At 66.9% G+C, this 14,998-nt stretch carries 15 protein-coding genes; 3 read left to right on the plus strand and 12 right to left on the minus strand.

The features are described 5' to 3' along the window. Positions 1 to 12: 12 nt before the first annotated feature. Positions 13 to 1,023 (minus strand): FAD-dependent oxidoreductase, encoded by a 1,011-nt coding sequence (locus ACFYLW_RS08290; RefSeq protein WP_312063051.1) that lies wholly within the window; start codon positions 1,021 to 1,023, stop codon positions 13 to 15. 48 nt (positions 1,024 to 1,071) lie between these two features. After that, positions 1,072 to 2,922, minus strand: coding sequence for a phosphoenolpyruvate carboxykinase (GTP) (locus ACFYLW_RS08295; RefSeq protein ID WP_312063049.1), 1,851 nt, complete (start codon positions 2,920 to 2,922; stop codon positions 1,072 to 1,074). Between the two features lie 216 nt (positions 2,923 to 3,138). Between ACFYLW_RS08295 and ACFYLW_RS08300 the strand changes: the two genes are divergently transcribed. Next, complete coding sequence (locus ACFYLW_RS08300; RefSeq protein ID WP_312063047.1) at positions 3,139 to 3,765, plus strand: DUF938 domain-containing protein; 627 nt, start codon at positions 3,139 to 3,141, stop codon at positions 3,763 to 3,765. A 10-nt stretch (positions 3,766 to 3,775) separates the two neighbouring features. On the opposite strand, the gene ACFYLW_RS08305 is transcribed toward ACFYLW_RS08300, so the two are convergent. Then, positions 3,776 to 4,204: a hypothetical protein gene (locus tag ACFYLW_RS08305; RefSeq protein WP_312063045.1), complete on the minus strand. Its 429-nt coding sequence runs from the start codon at positions 4,202 to 4,204 to the stop codon at positions 3,776 to 3,778. A gap of 377 nt (positions 4,205 to 4,581) precedes the next feature. Between ACFYLW_RS08305 and ACFYLW_RS08310 the strand changes: the two genes are divergently transcribed. Next, a complete protein-coding gene (locus tag ACFYLW_RS08310; RefSeq protein ID WP_390182954.1) occupies positions 4,582 to 5,349 on the plus strand; it encodes a pseudouridine synthase in 768 nt (255 codons plus the stop codon). Position 5,350: 1 nt separating this feature from the next. Here ACFYLW_RS08310 and ACFYLW_RS08315 read toward each other — a convergent pair whose 3' ends face one another. The 8 genes from ACFYLW_RS08315 to ACFYLW_RS08350 form a co-directional block, all read right to left on the minus strand. Then, positions 5,351 to 5,650, minus strand: coding sequence for a transcriptional regulator (locus ACFYLW_RS08315; RefSeq protein ID WP_312063041.1), 300 nt, complete (start codon positions 5,648 to 5,650; stop codon positions 5,351 to 5,353). Further along, a complete protein-coding gene (locus ACFYLW_RS08320) occupies positions 5,647 to 6,021 on the minus strand; it encodes a hypothetical protein (RefSeq protein WP_312063039.1) in 375 nt (124 codons plus the stop codon). Before ACFYLW_RS08320 ends, ACFYLW_RS08315 begins: the two co-directional genes overlap by 4 nt. Before the next feature lie 173 nt (positions 6,022 to 6,194). Beyond that, positions 6,195 to 6,959, minus strand: a complete 765-nt coding sequence (locus ACFYLW_RS08325) for an ATP12 family protein (protein ID WP_312063037.1) — start codon at positions 6,957 to 6,959, stop codon at positions 6,195 to 6,197. An 11-nt stretch (positions 6,960 to 6,970) separates the two neighbouring features. Next, positions 6,971 to 7,648 carry an HAD-IA family hydrolase gene (locus ACFYLW_RS08330; protein ID WP_312063035.1) on the minus strand — a complete coding sequence of 226 codons (678 nt, stop codon included), beginning with the start codon at positions 7,646 to 7,648 and terminating at the stop codon, positions 6,971 to 6,973. Continuing rightward, entirely contained in the window at positions 7,645 to 9,129 is a 1,485-nt protein-coding gene (locus ACFYLW_RS08335) for a putative 2OG-Fe(II) oxygenase (protein WP_312063033.1), read from the minus strand. Before ACFYLW_RS08335 ends, ACFYLW_RS08330 begins: the two co-directional genes overlap by 4 nt. Beyond that, positions 9,126 to 10,121 carry an RluA family pseudouridine synthase gene (locus ACFYLW_RS08340; protein ID WP_312063032.1) on the minus strand — a complete coding sequence of 332 codons (996 nt, stop codon included), beginning with the start codon at positions 10,119 to 10,121 and terminating at the stop codon, positions 9,126 to 9,128. Before ACFYLW_RS08340 ends, ACFYLW_RS08335 begins: the two co-directional genes overlap by 4 nt. After that, positions 10,118 to 10,516 carry a fluoride efflux transporter CrcB gene (gene crcB / locus ACFYLW_RS08345; protein WP_312063030.1) on the minus strand — a complete coding sequence of 133 codons (399 nt, stop codon included), beginning with the start codon at positions 10,514 to 10,516 and terminating at the stop codon, positions 10,118 to 10,120. The genes ACFYLW_RS08340 and crcB overlap by 4 nt, the downstream gene beginning before the upstream one ends. A 108-nt stretch (positions 10,517 to 10,624) precedes the next feature. Continuing rightward, positions 10,625 to 13,615, minus strand: a complete 2,991-nt coding sequence (locus ACFYLW_RS08350) for a TonB-dependent receptor domain-containing protein (protein WP_312063028.1) — start codon at positions 13,613 to 13,615, stop codon at positions 10,625 to 10,627. Between the two features lie 374 nt (positions 13,616 to 13,989). Between ACFYLW_RS08350 and ACFYLW_RS08355 the strand changes: the two genes are divergently transcribed. Further along, on the plus strand, positions 13,990 to 14,418 hold the full coding sequence (locus ACFYLW_RS08355; RefSeq protein WP_312063026.1) for a hypothetical protein: 429 nt from the start codon (positions 13,990 to 13,992) through the stop codon (positions 14,416 to 14,418). A gap of 74 nt (positions 14,419 to 14,492) precedes the next feature. Here the strand turns inward: ACFYLW_RS08355 and ACFYLW_RS08360 are convergent, their stop codons facing one another. Further along, on the minus strand, positions 14,493 to 14,987 hold the full coding sequence (locus tag ACFYLW_RS08360) for a CC0125/CC1285 family lipoprotein (RefSeq protein ID WP_292083317.1): 495 nt from the start codon (positions 14,985 to 14,987) through the stop codon (positions 14,493 to 14,495). Positions 14,988 to 14,998: the final 11 nt, after the last annotated feature.

The raw sequence follows: 14,998 nt of genomic DNA on the forward strand, positions 1-14,998 counted from the left end.
TGCCCTCGAAAGCTAGATGAAGCGACGGGGGGCGAGGGTCGGTTCTTTCGAGGACCGGCCCTCGACTTCGTCCGCCACCACGCCGGCGACCAGCGGCCCCAGCAGCCAGCCGTTGCGACGCGGCCCGACCGCCAGATGCAGCCCGGCCTCGACTGAACCCGCCATCGGCAGGCCGTCCGGCGTCGCGCCGCGCACGCCCGCGCGCCATTCGATCTGAAGCGGACGCGGCGTCTGGCCCAGCACGGCCCAGGCCGCGTCGAGCATCTGTGCGCAGCGTTCGGGATCCGGCGTCAGCGACCGCTCGCCCGCCTCCATGGTCGCCCCGATGACGCTGCCGGTTCCCATAGGCGCGACATAGGCGCCGGGACCGCGCACGACGTGGTCGACCAGCCGCTCGCTCACCAGACCGATCTGCCCCCGAATGGGCGAGATCAGGCCCAGCAGACGCGCTACGGTTTCAGGCAGGCCGTCCGGCGCCGCCCCCGCCCCGGTCGCCAGCACGACCTGATCCGCCTCGACCAGCCCCGCCGTCGCCTCGACGCGCCAACGCCCGTCTGTCCGCGACAAGGACGTCGCGCGGCCTTCCAGCCTCCGAACACCCTGCGTCAGCGCCGCCAGGGCCTGAGCCGGTTCGATCTTCCAGTCTTCGCTTGTCGTCAGTCGCCCGGCCACGCGGTCGTAGGCGTGTTCAAAGCCCAAGGCCGCCAATCGTCCGGCCAACACCTCGACGTTCCCGCCCCGCCATTCGGCCAGATCGCGGTCCAGCCGAACACTGGTCGCCGCCGCGAAATCTGGCCAGGCGTCGCGGGCGCGGCGCAGCAGGGCGGCGTGCTCGGGGCTCAGGTCATCGACGGCGCTTTCCATCGCCGGGGCGATCATCCCCGCCGCGACACCCGAGGCGTTCAGCCCGCCGGGATCGACCACCGTCACCGCATGGCCGCGCCGGACCAGTTCCGCCACCGCGCACAGGCCCAGAACGCCCGCGCCGACCACCAGGATGTCTTGAGAATTGAAAAGGGGCACGGGCTGTCCTTCGACCTCCCGCGCCCCGATTTCAACCCGGCTTTTGTCTTACTCGGCCGCGAGCTTGGCGGCGCGGGCCTCTTCCAGACGCTTGGTCAGGGCTGCGTGCTGGCCCCACAGAGCCTTGGGCAGGCGCTCGCCGAACTTCTCGTAGAAGGCGGGGATCAGGGCCGCTTCCTCGGTCCAGACGTCGGCGTCGACGTCCAGCAGGATCTTCAGATCGGCGTCCGACAGGCTGAGGCCCGACAGGTCCAGCGCGGCCTTGGTCGGCACACGGCCGACTGCGGTGTCCACGGCCTCGGCCTTGCCGTCCAGACGCTCGACGATCCACTTCAGCACGCGGGCGTTGTCGCCAAAGCCCGGCCAGACGAACTTGCCGTCTTCGTTCTTGCGGAACCAGTTGACGAAGAAGAGGCGCGGCAGCTTCGAGGCATCCGCCTTCTCGCCCATCTTCAGCCAGTGGCCGAAGTAGTCGCCCATGTTGTAGCCGCAGAAGGGCAGCATGGCGAACGGGTCGCGGCGCAGCTCGCCGACCTTGTTCTCAGCGGCAGCGGTGCCTTCCGAGGCCACGGTGGAGCCCATGAAGACGCCGTGCTCCCAGTCAAAGGCTTCCGTCACCAGCGGCACGGCCGAGGCGCGGCGACCGCCGAACAGGATGGCGTCGATCGGCACGCCCGCCGGGTCTTCCCATTCGGGCGCGATGGCCGGGCACTGGCCGGCGGGGGCGGCGAAGCGGGCGTTGGGGTGAGCGGCGGGCTCGCCGGACGCCGGATCGTGCGGCTGGCCCTTCCAGTTGGTCAGGCCCGCGGGCGCTTCCTTGGTCAGGCCTTCCCACCAGACGTCGCCGTCAGCGGTCAGGGCGACGTTGGTGAAGATGGTGTTCTTCGCCAGGGTCTCGAGCGCATTGTGGTTGGTGTTGCGGCTGGTGCCGGGCGCCACGCCGAAGAAGCCCGCTTCCGGGTTCACGGCATAGAGGCGGCCGTCGTCGCCGAAGCGCATCCAGGCGATGTCGTCGCCGACCGTCTCGGCCTTCCAGCCGTCCAGCGCCGGCTGCAGCATGGCCAGGTTGGTCTTGCCGCAGGCGCTCGGGAAGGCGGCGGCCACGTACTTGGACACGCCCTCGGGGCTGGTCAGCTTGAGGATCAGCATGTGCTCGGCCAGCCAGCCCTCGTCGCGGGCCATGATCGAGGCGATGCGCAGGGCGTAGCACTTCTTGCCCAGCAGGGCGTTGCCGCCGTAGCCCGAGCCGTAGGACCAGATTTCGCGAGTCTCGGGGAAGTGGACGATCCACTTGTCGTCGTTGCAGGGCCACGGCACGTCGGCCTGGCCGTCAGCCAGGGGCGCGCCCAGGGTGTGAACAGCGGGGACGAAGACGCCGTCGGCGCCCAGCATGTCCAGCGCGCCCTTGCCCATGCGGGTCATGACGCCCATCGACACGGCGACATAGCCGCTGTCGGTGATCTCGACGCCCAGTGCGGAGATCTTGGAGCCCAGCGGGCCCATGCAGAACGGCACCACATACATGGTGCGGCCCTTCATGCAGCCGTCGAACAGGCCGTCCAGGCGATCGCGCATCTCGATCGGATCGGCCCAGTTGTTGGTCGGGCCGGCGTCAGCCTCGTCTTCCGAGCAGATGAAGGTGCGGCTCTCGACGCGGGCCACGTCCTTGGGGTCCGAGGCGGCGTAATAGCAGCCGGGACGCTTGGACTGATCCAGTTCCTTCAGCGTGCCCTCGCCGATCAGGTCGGCGATGATGGCCGATTTTTCGGCCTCGGATCCATCGCACCAATGCACCCGGTCCGGCTTGGTCAGGGCCGCAATCTGCTCGACCCAGGCGATCAGGCCCTTGTGGGCGGTGGGCGCCGGATAGAGTCCGGGAATCGATACGTCTGCAGTCACAGTAATGGTCTCCTGAACCGTGCCGCCCGACGATCTGACGCCGTCGTGACGAGTCGGGCGCCGATCACGCCCTGTTACAGGGCGCAATGCCACCGGAGACGACGTAAGGTCAACCGTTGCTGCAATTCACTCTTGTCGGAATAAATTTGCTGCGTCGCAGCAAGTTTTCCGGTCGCGACAGACGCCTGGCGGCGATATCACGGACCGATGCGAACCATGGACACCCTGACCGCCCTGCCCGACGGCGCGCTGGCCTCGCCGGCTTCGGTTCGCAACGCCGAGCCCATCCTGAAGCTGCTGCGCGCGCACTTGCCGAAAACCGGACGGGTGCTCGAGATCGCCGCCGGGTCCGGCCAGCACGCCTTGACCTTTTCCAGCGCCCTGCCAGGCCTGGAATGGACCCCCAGCGATCCCAGCCCGGACGCCCGCGCCAGCATCGCCGCCTGGGCCGCTCAGGCGGGGGCCCCAAACCTGCAAACGCCGCTGGCGCTGGACTGCATGGACCCAACGAGTTGGCCCGAGGGTCAGTTCGACGCGGTCCTGTGCATCAACATGATCCACATCAGTCCATGGGCCGCGACCGAAGGCTTGATGAAGCTGGCGGAGCGCGCCCTGCCCCGTCCCGGCGGACTGCTGTATCTCTATGGGGCCTATCACGAGGCCGAGATCCCGCTGGCGCCGTCGAACGAGGCGTTTGACGCCAATCTGAAGGCCCGCGATCCAGCCTGGGGCCTGCGTGACCGGGACGAGGTCGTCGCTCTGGCCCGATCGCATGGCCTGACGCTGACGCTGCGGACGGAAATGCCCGCCAACAACATCAGCCTTCTGTTCAGACGAACCTAGTCAGGCGCGATCAGGAAATCGTCGCGACCACCGCCGACAGTTCGGCGCGCTCGTTGATCAGCGCGACCTTGCCGCCCCGGAAGACGGCGCCCGGCGCATCCGCCGCCACGCCGAAGGCTTCAGCCGCCAGGGCCACGCCGTCGGCGAAGGCCAGCACCGGCAGGCCCTGCGCCTTGGCCAGACCCAGCAGCGCCTTGACCTGAGCCACGCCCGCTTCATCCGCCTCGCCGCCCGGCACGACCACGCCCTTGACCCTTCCGCTGGTGATGTCGTCCGCCGTGGCGGTGGCCAGAACGGTCACGCCGCCGCTGATCAGGCTGGCGTCGCCGGTGGAGATCGGCGCCAGGGACACGCCGTCAAAGCGCAGCGCTGTCTCCATGTCGCCCAAAGGACCGAAATCCATGCCCTTGCGCATAATCAGGCCCACGCGCAGACGCACGGGGGCGGGTCGGTTGAATCCCTGACGAGGGCGTGAAGCGGTCGAGCTGTTGCGTTGAGCGGACAAGACGTCTCCTTCAAAGGTTGTCGTTCAATATTCGATCACCCGCTCGGAACCGATTGGGTGAAATGGCCCTGAAGACAAACTGAAAACGCAAATCGCCGCGTCACGGCGTGGCCGAACGCGATCTGGATCAGTTTTTAAGGGTGACTGAGCATATAGGCCCCTTGCGCTGAGCGTCAATGCCAGATCGGGACCACTTGATCTCAGCGATATTTAGAAAAGCGCTGCGAAATCTTTCCGCACATCCGTCGTCTGACGCCTTGCCTGCCCTGGCCCCGGCCTTCTACAGAGCGGCATCTTCGAGGACCGACGCCATGGCTTTCACACGCACCTATGACGGCCCCGAGCCCGTCCGCATCAACAAGTGGCTGGGCCAGAGCGGCGTCTGCTCTCGTCGCGAGGCCGACGGACTGATCGCGGAGGGCCTGGTCAGCATCGACGGCGAGGTCGTCACCGACGCCGGCCGCAAGATCGAGCCGGGCCAGACCCTGACCCTGAGCGACAAGGGCGAGGCTGCGCTGGCCTCGGGCGTCACCATTCTGATCCACAAGCCGGTCGGCTATGTCTCGGGCCAGCCTGAACCGGACAAGATCCCCGCCGTGCGTCTGCTGACCGAGGCCAACCGCGTCGGTGAAGGCGTCGTCCCGGCGGAGGATGCCTCCCTGCCCCCGATCGGCCGGCTGGACGAGGATTCGCGCGGCCTGCTTATGCTGTCGTCGGACGGCGTGGTCGCCAAGGCGGTCATCGGGCCGCAGTCAAGCCTGGACAAGGAATACCTGGTCCGCGTCGCCGGCGACGTGACCGAGAAGAAGCTGGCCCTGCTGCGCCGCGGCCTGATGCTGGACGGGCGGGTGCTGAAGTACGCCAAGGTCTCGCGCATGGAGCAGAACCGCCTGCGCTTCACCCTGACCGAGGGCCGCAACCGCCAGATCCGCCGCATGTGCGAGATGGTGGATCTTGAGGTCGTTGACCTGCTGCGCATCCGCGTCGGTCCGATCCGCCTGGACAACCTGCCCGAGGGCAAGTGGCGAATGATCACGGCCGAGGAACGCGACGCCCTGATCAGCGGTCAGATGGACTGATTCAGGTCAGGGCGATCCCGGCCAACCGGGTCAGTTCCGCCACATGGCTGGCGAAGGCCTTTCTGCCTGCAGACGTCAGACTGATCCATGTCCGCTGACGTCCCTCGGACGCCGCCTTGCGAAGCGTGACATAGCCCGCCTCCTCCAACTGCTTCAAATGCTTGGACAGTACGGAATCCGAGACCTCGATCCGGTCGCGGATCATGGCGAACTCAGCATCATCAACACCCGACAGCAGGGCGCAGATCTGAAGCCGCCCCGGCGCATGGATGACGGTGTCGAAAACCGGCGCGGTGCTCATTGGCCCGTCTCCGCCAACTCCCGCCGCCAGACGGCGATCCAAAGCCTGCTGCCCGCGATTGCGGCGATGAAGCCCAGCGCGCCGGACACTATGAACAGCCACCAGGGCCCGACGAAGCGCCCATAAAGCGACAGGCTGATCAGTCCGAGAAAGACAGCGAGGAGTCCGAACGCCACCCAGCGCGCGCGTTTGGGCGAGTAGCCGCTGACCCACCAGCCGAACTTCTTGCGCCACCACATCACCATGACGGCGAGACCCCCCAAGGCGATGGGCAGGACGATCAGGGACCATGGCTGAGGCATGCCCTGCCCCGCCACCAGAAGGCCGCATACGGCGCCGTAGGCCAGATCATAGCCAATGGGGTAATCCATCGATGGCGCGATACTGCTGCGCGCGGCCCGTATCGACGCCAAGGCGTCCTGAGGATTCGGGGCGTCTTGAGGACCCTGGGGATTTTGCGACATGACCAAACCTCGCTTTCCAATACGGAAAGAATAGAGGCGACTTTCCAGATAGGCAAGTCATAAGTTTCCAGATTGGAAAATTAAGACCGCAGAGCCTCGAACCACCGCTGCAACAGGGTCGCCTCGGCGCGGTGGGCGTCGACGCGGGCGGCGGCTTCCTCGTCCACGCCCCAGCGCTCCTCGGTGAAGGCCTCGTCCAGACGCGACAGGTCCAGCGCCGCCGCGCCCGACAGCGCCCCCCGCTGCACCGCCAGCCCGAGCACCGCCGAGCCGAACAGCGGCACCGCCGTCGCCAGCCCGGTCAGGGCGTGGTCGTCCATCTCCAGCGCCAGCGTCTTCACCCGCTCCAGCGCCTCGGGGGCCTGAGGCCGGTGGACAATGCCCTCGGCGGTGTGCAGCACCACGTCCAACTCACGCGCCGCCCAGTCGCGCCAAGGCCCCCATTCGGCCTGCTGACGCTCGATCAGGGTCGTCGGATGCTCGGCAAGGTAGCAGATGACGTCCGACCCGGCGTAGGCGGCGATCTCGGCGGCTACCGGCTCGCGCGTCTGGCTGACTCGGTCGATGGCGGTCGAAGCCAGACGGGTGGCGGGCATGGTCCCCGGCTCCACGAACTCGCCTTGCGCCGCCCATTCGTCCGCGACCAGTTGCGCGGCGGCCTCTGTCGGCAGCGTCAGGGTGTTTCCCGCCGGGGTCTTGGGCGTCCGCCCGTCCAGACGCACGGTCCAGCCGGCGTCGTCTCTGGTCACATCAACGGCTTTCCAGAAGCGTTTGACGCGCTCCTCGGACTCGCGAAAGCCCTTGCGGGCCGCGACGTTGGGATCAAGCGGGGGGATGTGGGACATGGGACAGTCTTCTAGGCGGCGATGGCGGTAGAGGCGAAGCGATCCAGCGCCGCCTCCAGGTCAGGGCAGTCGACGGCGACGTGATGCGCGCCCGCCGCGACCTGTTCCTCATGCGTATGGAAACCCCAGCCGACGCCCAGCGGATGCACACCGGCGTTCAGCGCCATCGTGATGTCGTGGCTGGTGTCGCCGATCATGACAGTCGAGGCCGCATCGGCCCCGCAAGCGGTCATGGCGGCGAACAGCATGGCCGGATCGGGCTTGCCCGGACCGTCGGCGGCGCAATGGCTGGACAAGAACAGTTGGCTCCACTCCGGACGCGCCAGGTTGCGGGCCACGCCACGCCGGTTCTGCCCCGTCGCCAGCGACAGGCGCCAGCCGTCGCGCTTCAGACGGCGCAGGGTGTCCATGACGCCGGGATAGAGGGGCTCCTCGTGCCCGGCGTCGTACATGGCGCGGAAGCTGGCCTGAAAAGCCGCGACGAAATCGGCCAGCTCCGCCAGCGTCAGATCGGGCTCCAGCACGTGCAACGCCTTGTCCAGCGACAGGCCGACGATCTGGCGCACGCGGTCATAGGAGGGTTCGGGCAGGCCCAGGACCCTCGCCGCCTCGCACGAGGCCCGATGGATCGAGGCCCGACTGTCCACCAAGGTGCCGTCGATGTCGAAAACAGCGAGCGGGCGCATCATGCGGGAACCACGTCAAAGGCGATGGTCAGGCGCGTCTCCTCGCCGGTGAAAGGCACGGTCCCGTGCCACATGTAGGAGGGAAAGAGCACCAGCTTGCCCGGCTCCGGCTTCTCGAAATGCTCAGGCGGCGTGGGCGCGGCACAGTCGAACGGCGGCGCGCCGAAGCCGATCCAGCCCTCGCGCCCGCCCGCGTCGACGGCGGCCGGCAGGTCGATATAGCAGGCCGAGGATAGCCAGCCCTCGGGGTGGACGTGGGGCGCATGGTACCCGTTCGGCGCCAGTTGCACCGACCAGCAGCCCGACAGGCGATAGGCGCCCGTATTGCGTCGCCGCAGAGGATCGTCGCCGGCGCCGAGGCGCGCGATATAGCCTTTGATCGGGCCGTCGATGGCGACGAAGAAGGCCTGAATGGCCGGATCGTCGCTGGATCGCAAATCAACCGGTGTTTGGGTGCCGTGCCGCAGGCTCTGCCCCACGGGATGGGTCTTGAGCGTATGCAGACGACGCAGGGCGACCGCGAGATCCTTCAGGTAGGCGGTCAGGTCGCTCCAGCCCTCGGGCGTGTCGATCATCGCGCCCTGCACGAAGGCGTCATAGTCGTTCAGCCGTGCGCCGCCGGTCACGCCCGCCAGCCGCTCATATGTGGCCTGCAGCGACAACCAGTTCTGATCGTCCGCCGCCCTGACGGTTCGCGCAAGCAAGGCCGCGACGTGATCCAGCTCTCCGCGCGCCAGGCGGATCTCGGCCAGCTTCAGCACGACGACGGGGTGACCCGGCGCCCCGGCTACGGCCGCCTCGGCGTATTGCAAGGCCAGGTCCAGATCGAATGAAAGGGCCGCACTGGCCGCGGCCAGATCGATCCCGGCGTCCCTCGCCCCGCCCTCGACCAGAGCGCTCAGGACTTCGCGCGGCGTCGAGCCCATATACTCCATCAACAGGGCCATCAGGCGACGAAGCCCGCTGTCGCGCGGCGCCCGGTCCAGTTCCTCGCGAACGGGGCTCAGAGCCAGGGCGGCGTCCGCCGTCCGCATCCAGATCAGTTGCGCCAGTTCGCGAAGGGCCTCGGCATAGGCCGGTCGACGCGCGGCCGCCTGACGATAGGCCTGTTCCGCGTCGTCATGCCTCTCCTGCCCGGCCAGCGCACGGGCCATCACCAGCCAGGTCTCCGGAGCATTCCCGCCCTTTGCGAAGGCGCGACGGACCGCGGCCTCTGCCTCGGCATATCTGCGCATGTCGCCCAGAAGCGCCGCCAGGTTATGCTCCGACACGCTGCTGGCCGGCCTGGCCTCGACCTGAGCGACGCGCAGGGCCAAAGCTTCGTCCAGCCGTCCCAACCGCTTGAGCAGATCGGCCTGCATCGGCCGGGTCTCCGTCGCGTTCGGCCCCGCCTGCAAAGCCGCCAGGGCTTCGTCGAGGCGTCCGGCCGCTATCAGCCCGTCGATGGCCGCTAGACCCGGGTTGAGACGACCGTCGTGGCTCATCGCTGGCGCTTGACCCCTTCGAACGGGTCGACCTCGCTTTCGTCCTCGGAGAAGCCGAAGTGGGCGAAGCCGGCCTTCATCTCGGGGCTGAGCGGCGCCTCGACGATCAGCTTGCCGCCGCGCGGATGGTCCAGTTCGATACGGCGGGCGTGAAGCTGCAGCTTCAGCACGCCGGACAGTTCGCGCGACTTCTCATCGCCGTACTTGGGATCGCCCAGGATGGGGTGGCCGATGGCGGCCATGTGTGCGCGCAGCTGGTGCGTCCGGCCGGTGAAGGGTCGCAGGGCCATCCAGGCGGCGCGGTGGGCGGCGCGGCTGATGGTGGCGAAGGCGGTCTCGGCCGGCTCGCCCTTGGGGTCCTTGGGATCGGCGGGGCGCATCATCTCGAAGTCGTTGATGCCGGTCTTCTTCAGCGCCATGTCGATCTGACCGGCCGAGGGCTTGGGGTTGCCGATGACGATGGCCCAATAGGTCTTCTTGGCCTGACGGCGGGCGAAGGCGCCGGCCAGACGCTTGGCCGCCTCCGGCCCCTTGCCCAGCAGCAGGACGCCCGAGGTGTCGCGGTCCAGGCGATGGACCAGGCGCGGACGGCCCATCCCCTCGCCCCAAGCCGACAGCAGGCGGTCGACGTGCTTGGTGGTCTTGGTGCCCCCCTGCACGGCCAGGCCGTGCGGCTTGTTCAGGGCGATGACCATGTCGTCTTCATAGAGGACCAGCGACTTGGCGTAGGCCACGTCGCGCTCGCTCAGTTCATGCAGATCGCCGGGCTTGCGCGGATTGGCGTCGGGTAGAGGCGGCACACGCACGGCGGCGCCGGCGGTCAGGCGGTCCTGCGGCTTGACCCGCGATCCGTCGACGCGGATCTGGCCGCTGCGGGCCATCTTCTCGACCTGGATGTGGGTCAGGTGCGGCCAGCGGCGCTTGAACCAACGGTCCAGGCGGATGTCGTGCTCGTCCTCGGCGACGTAGAGGGTCTGGACTTCGCGGCTCATGCGCCCACTCCGGTAAACAGTTTGCGCGCGATCATCAGGCCGACGAACAGGGCGGCGATGGAAAGAACCACCGAACCCGCCACATAGACGAAAGCCGTGGCCAGTTCACGGCGTTCGATCATCAAGGCCGCTTCCAGCGAAAAGGCCGAGAAGGTGGTGAAGCCCCCCAGCACGCCGACGGCGGCGAACAGACGGATGCTCTCCTGCCCCGCGCCCGCCTTCAGCGCCAGCCAGCCGGCCAGCAGCCCCATCAGCAGGCCGCCGACGATGTTGGCGGCGAAGGTGCCCCAAGGCCAAGCCGCGCCGGGCGCCAGTCGCCCGACCGTCAGGCCCAGCCCATACCGGGCCACAGCCCCCAGGGCGCCGCCGGCGGCGACAAGAAGAAATTGCGTCATGCCGGGCTTGTACACCGACCGACCCGCTTTGGCGAAGGCGCTGTCCTGAAAGGAAAAAGGCGGCGGATCGAAATCCGCCGCCCTCTCTCTTGGTCGTGATGGCCGGGCTTAGAAGCGCGCGGTCAGACCGACGTAGTAGCGACGGCCGAGCACGTCGTAGGTCGACGGGTCGGTGTTCGCCTGAACGCCCGGGGCGTAGGTCCGGGGATCCTCGTCCGTCAGGTTGTTCACGCCCGCACGCAGGACGACGGCGTCGTTCAGCGTCCAGGAGCCGTTCAGGTCGAAGTAGTGCAGCGGCTCCAGCACCGTCGTGGTGCCGAACTGGGTCATTTCACCCACCCGGCGCCAACGCACGCCCGCGCCGAACGAACCCATCGACCAGTTCAGCGACGACAGCATCTTCCACTCGGGGAAGGTGTTGCCGAAGACGCTGTCGATGGTGCCCGTGCGGTTGATGAACGGACCACCGGCGGTGTCTTGGCGCTCCCAGGTGTCCAGCCAGCCGACCACGACGTTGGCGTTCAGCGAACCCCAATCCGGCAGACCGGCGTCAGCCAACTGCACGTTCCAGTCGAACTGGGCGTCGATGCCCGAGGTCTTCAGCGTAGCCAGGTTCTGGTTCAGTTCGCGCGCCTGCGTCACGTTGCCGGTCAGCGAGTCACGGATGAACAGCTGGCAGTAGCTGTTGGTCGGATCGTAGTTCGGGTTCTGGCCCTGGGCGTTGTAGCAGCCTTGCAGCTGGGCCGAGGCGCCCACGGTGCCGATCACATCGGTGATTTCGATGTTGTAGTAGTCGATCGAAGCCGAGAAGCCCGACAGCAGCGGATGCTGGAAGCGCGACTGATAGATGGCGCCGACCGACCAGGTGTCGGCGGTTTCTTCCTGCAGGTTGACGTTGCCGCCGGTGATGCCCGTGGCCTGGTTGTTGCCGAACTGGTAGCTGTCGACAGCGTTAGCCGAAATGCCCTGAGCGATGCAGAGCGCCCGGACCTTGGCCGCGTTCGGACCATTGCGGTAGCTGCTGCGGATATCGCAGGGGTCGCCCGACAGACCGGTCGCCGACGGGGTGCCGATCGACGGGAAGCTGGTGTTGGTCGGTGCGAACAGCTCGCCGATCGAAGGCGCACGCACGGCGCGGTTGGCGCCGCCGCGGAAGCGCAGACCGTCGATGACCTGCCATTCGAAATCAGCCTTGTAGGCCGAAACGCCGCCGATCGAGCTGTAGTCCGAATAACGAGCGCCCAGCGTGAGGTCGAACTGCTGCACGAACGGCAGATCCGACAGCAGAGGCAGCAGGACTTCGGCGAACAGTTCCTTGGAGTTCGTGTCGCCGTTCAGGGCCTGCGAGGCATTGAAGCCCGCGATTTCCGAACCGCCGTTGGAACCGCCGTCGGGACGCGGCACGACCGTATTGGTTTGGGCCAGCGAGGCGTCGGGGCGGAAGGCGTAGTTGTCCTGGCGGTATTGCACGCCGAAGGCGCCGCGCGCTTCGCCGGCCGGCAGGGTGAACAGAGGCCCTTGGAGCGAGGCTTCAACGACGGTTTGCTCGGAGATGGTCGTGTTCTGACCGGCCCGCGAGATGTAGTTGACGCAGGACGCCGACAGGTTGGACTCGCCGAACGGGTTGAAGCCGCCTTCGCAGAGGCTGCGGCCGCCGTCAGGCGCGTCCAGCAGACGCTGCACGGCCGAACGCGACACGTTGCCGAGTTGGGTGGTGGTGTTGTCCACGCGGCCGTACTGCGCATAGACGTCATAGGTCCATTCGCTGTCCGGGATATCGCCACGGACGCCAGTCGTCAGCTGATAGACGTTGTAGCGGTCATTGCCGATGCGGCCGCCGACTTCCGTGAAGCGCTTGTTCAGCAGGAAGGAGCCGTTCGGGTTCGGGCGCGCGTTCAGGAACGAGCGCAGCGTCGCGCCGATGAACGGGTTGGTCGTCGGGATACGGAAGCCGGTGCTGGGGACGTTGCCGGCGGCCGGCGTCGCCGCCAGTTCCTGCTGCGCCGTGTACTGGGTGAACAGCAGGCTCGAATAGACTTCGGCGGCGTCGTTGAGCTTGTAACGACCGCCGGCATAGGCGCTCCAGCGATCCAGCGGCAGTTGCAGCGAGTTCAGGGCGCCGGTGTTGAAGGCGTAGGTGCCCACGCCCGGTTGAGCGAAGCCATCATAGGTGATGCCGCCCGGGCTCTTGAAGTTGCGGGTCAGAACATAGCTGAACAGCGAGCCGTCGTTGTTGAAGCCGAACTGGCCCGAGTTGCCGACGCAGGGCGCCGACGGGTTGGACGAGGTCGCGCAGACGGTCGGCGTGCCGAAGTAGGTGTTGATGAAGGCCTGGGTCGGCAGGTTGTTCGAGTCGAAGGTCGTCGAACCCAGCGGCGTGGTGCCCGAAGCGCCCGAGACGGCCGCCCAGTCGCGGGCGCCGTTGTAGATTTGAGCGCGGGTCGAGCGACCGATCGACAGCACCATGTTGCCGCGGTCGTCGGCGAAGTTGCCGCCGACGGTCAGCGAGTAGCTTTCCGTGATGCCGTCGCTACGGTCGGTTTCGCCGTACTGGGCGTCGATCTGAACGCCTTCGAAGCTGTCGTTCAGGATGAAGTTGGCCACGCCGGCCAGAGCGTCGGAGCCGTAAGCGGCCGAAGCGCCGCCCGAGATGACTTCGATGTTCTTGATTAGGGCGGTAGGCAGGATGTTGATGTCGACCACGCCGGTGGCGTTGGACGGCACGACGCGACGGCCGTTCATCAGCACCAGGGTGCGCGAGGTGCCGAGACCGCGCAGGTTCAGGTTGGCCTGACCGCCGTTGGACGGGTTGTTCGACGTCGAGCTGACCGACGGCACGAACTGCGGCATGTCGTTCAGCAGGCTGTCGATCGTCACCGAGCCCGTGGCCTGGAAGTCCTGAGCGTCGACCGTGACGATCGGGCTCGTCGACTGATAGTCCTGACGGGCAATCCGCGAGCCGGTGACGACGATCTCGCCCACCTGGGTCGCCTGTTCATCCTGGGCCTGCGACTGGGCCATGGCCGGCGCGGCAAAGCCCGCCAGCGCAATGCCCGCGATCATCGTCGTGGCCAGCAACCGTTCACGTTTGTTGGTCAATTTTTAAAACCCTCTCCTGGCGTTCGGCAACAAAGCAGAGGACCTTTTCCTCGCTTCCGCCCCCGCATCCTGACGCGAGACAAATCTTAGATTCGCCCGCCAATCCCCTACCGATTACGCCATGGCGTCCAATTTACGACACAAAATTACTGAGCCGTAAGATTAAGTTGTCCCATATGTCGCAAACTAGCCACGCTTTGACGAAGCACGCCGCCAGGCAACACCGCCTCATATTTAACGAAATGACAAAAGAGTTTCCGAACATGAACGCTGTTCACGGAAGAATTATTGCAAGTTTGTGCGCAATGTCGGCGATGTGCACCTTTGCAAATCAGAGTTACGCGAACGCAGATCCGGCCCCAAAGGCGGCACAGATGCAGCAGCTTCTCGACTGCAGGCGCATCGAGGATCGCAGCACCCGTGTCGACTGTTACGACGCAGCGGCGGCATCGCTCGACGCCGCCGAACGCCAGGGCGAAATCGTCGTCGTCGAGCGTGAGCGCGTCATAGAAGCCAGGCGCGCCGTATTCGGCTTCAGCCTGCCCGCCTTCCCCAGCAGCCTTCTCGGCGGAGAAACGGAAGCCCTGAACGAGGTCGAAACGTCGCTGGAGCGCGCCAGCCATGCGGCGGGCCAAGGATGGACCTTCTATCTGGCGGACGGGTCGGTCTGGCGTCAGATCGACACGACCCCGCTCCAGTTCCGCGCGCGCGCCGGCCTGCCCATCAAGATCCGCCGCGCCGCCATGGGCAGCTACCTGCTGAAGGTCGCTGATTACCCCGCGGTGCGCGCCAAGAGACAGTAGCGGTCAAGAAATATGCGTTTCTAGAACAGTAAAGGCAGAGCGTTCGCCCTGTACGCTCTAGCTAGCCAGCCGCTCTAGAGCCTTGATCTGATCGCATCCTGAACCCGACGCGCATCATAGGCGTCGGGACGATCCGGCTTGGCGCCCCGGCTCATGACGATCTCCAGCGTGGTGGAGGTCGGCTGCGGCCCGCTTAGGTCAAAGCCGAGGCCCACGCCGACGCCCGAGGTCGACCAGCCGCCATAGCGGCCCGAGCCCGCGCCGATCGAGACGCTAGGGCGCACGCCGCCGGCGCTGTCGGGGCGGCCGTCGATCCAGCGCTGCGTCACCTCGAACCAGTCATAGCCTTGATCGACGGTCAGTTGCGCCGCGCGGAACAGGGCGCGGTCCGCCACTGGGCCGGGCGCGCCGACGCCGTTGTAGGTGACACGGAAGCGGTTGGTTTCAATCTGCTGCTCGCTGAAGCCCTGGCCTCGCCCAGACTGCTGCGGGCCATAGGGGGCCAGGCTGGCGCAGGCGCTCAGCGCCAGGGCGGAGGCTGCGATCAGGCCGAAGGTCAGACGTTTCATGCGAAATCTCC

Source organism: Brevundimonas sp. NPDC007368 (assembly GCF_042869015.1).
Taxonomy (GTDB): domain Bacteria; phylum Pseudomonadota; class Alphaproteobacteria; order Caulobacterales; family Caulobacteraceae; genus Brevundimonas.

Coding starts and splice junctions, on each gene's coding strand:
- ACFYLW_RS08300 (WP_312063047.1), top strand. CDS start 3,139: ATGGACACCCTGACCGCCCTGCCCGACGGCGCGCTGGCCTCGCCGGCT.
- ACFYLW_RS08310 (WP_390182954.1), top strand. CDS start 4,582: ATGGCTTTCACACGCACCTATGACGGCCCCGAGCCCGTCCGCATCAAC.
- ACFYLW_RS08315 (WP_312063041.1), bottom strand. CDS start 5,650: ATGAGCACCGCGCCGGTTTTCGACACCGTCATCCATGCGCCGGGGCGG.
- ACFYLW_RS08320 (WP_312063039.1), bottom strand. CDS start 6,021: ATGGATTACCCCATTGGCTATGATCTGGCCTACGGCGCCGTATGCGGC.
- ACFYLW_RS08325 (WP_312063037.1), bottom strand. CDS start 6,959: ATGTCCCACATCCCCCCGCTTGATCCCAACGTCGCGGCCCGCAAGGGC.
- ACFYLW_RS08330 (WP_312063035.1), bottom strand. CDS start 7,648: ATGATGCGCCCGCTCGCTGTTTTCGACATCGACGGCACCTTGGTGGAC.
- ACFYLW_RS08335 (WP_312063033.1), bottom strand. CDS start 9,129: ATGAGCCACGACGGTCGTCTCAACCCGGGTCTAGCGGCCATCGACGGG.
- ACFYLW_RS08340 (WP_312063032.1), bottom strand. CDS start 10,121: ATGAGCCGCGAAGTCCAGACCCTCTACGTCGCCGAGGACGAGCACGAC.
- crcB (WP_312063030.1), bottom strand. CDS start 10,516: ATGACGCAATTTCTTCTTGTCGCCGCCGGCGGCGCCCTGGGGGCTGTG.
- ACFYLW_RS08355 (WP_312063026.1), top strand. CDS start 13,990: ATGCAGCAGCTTCTCGACTGCAGGCGCATCGAGGATCGCAGCACCCGT.
- ACFYLW_RS08360 (WP_292083317.1), bottom strand. CDS start 14,987: ATGAAACGTCTGACCTTCGGCCTGATCGCAGCCTCCGCCCTGGCGCTG.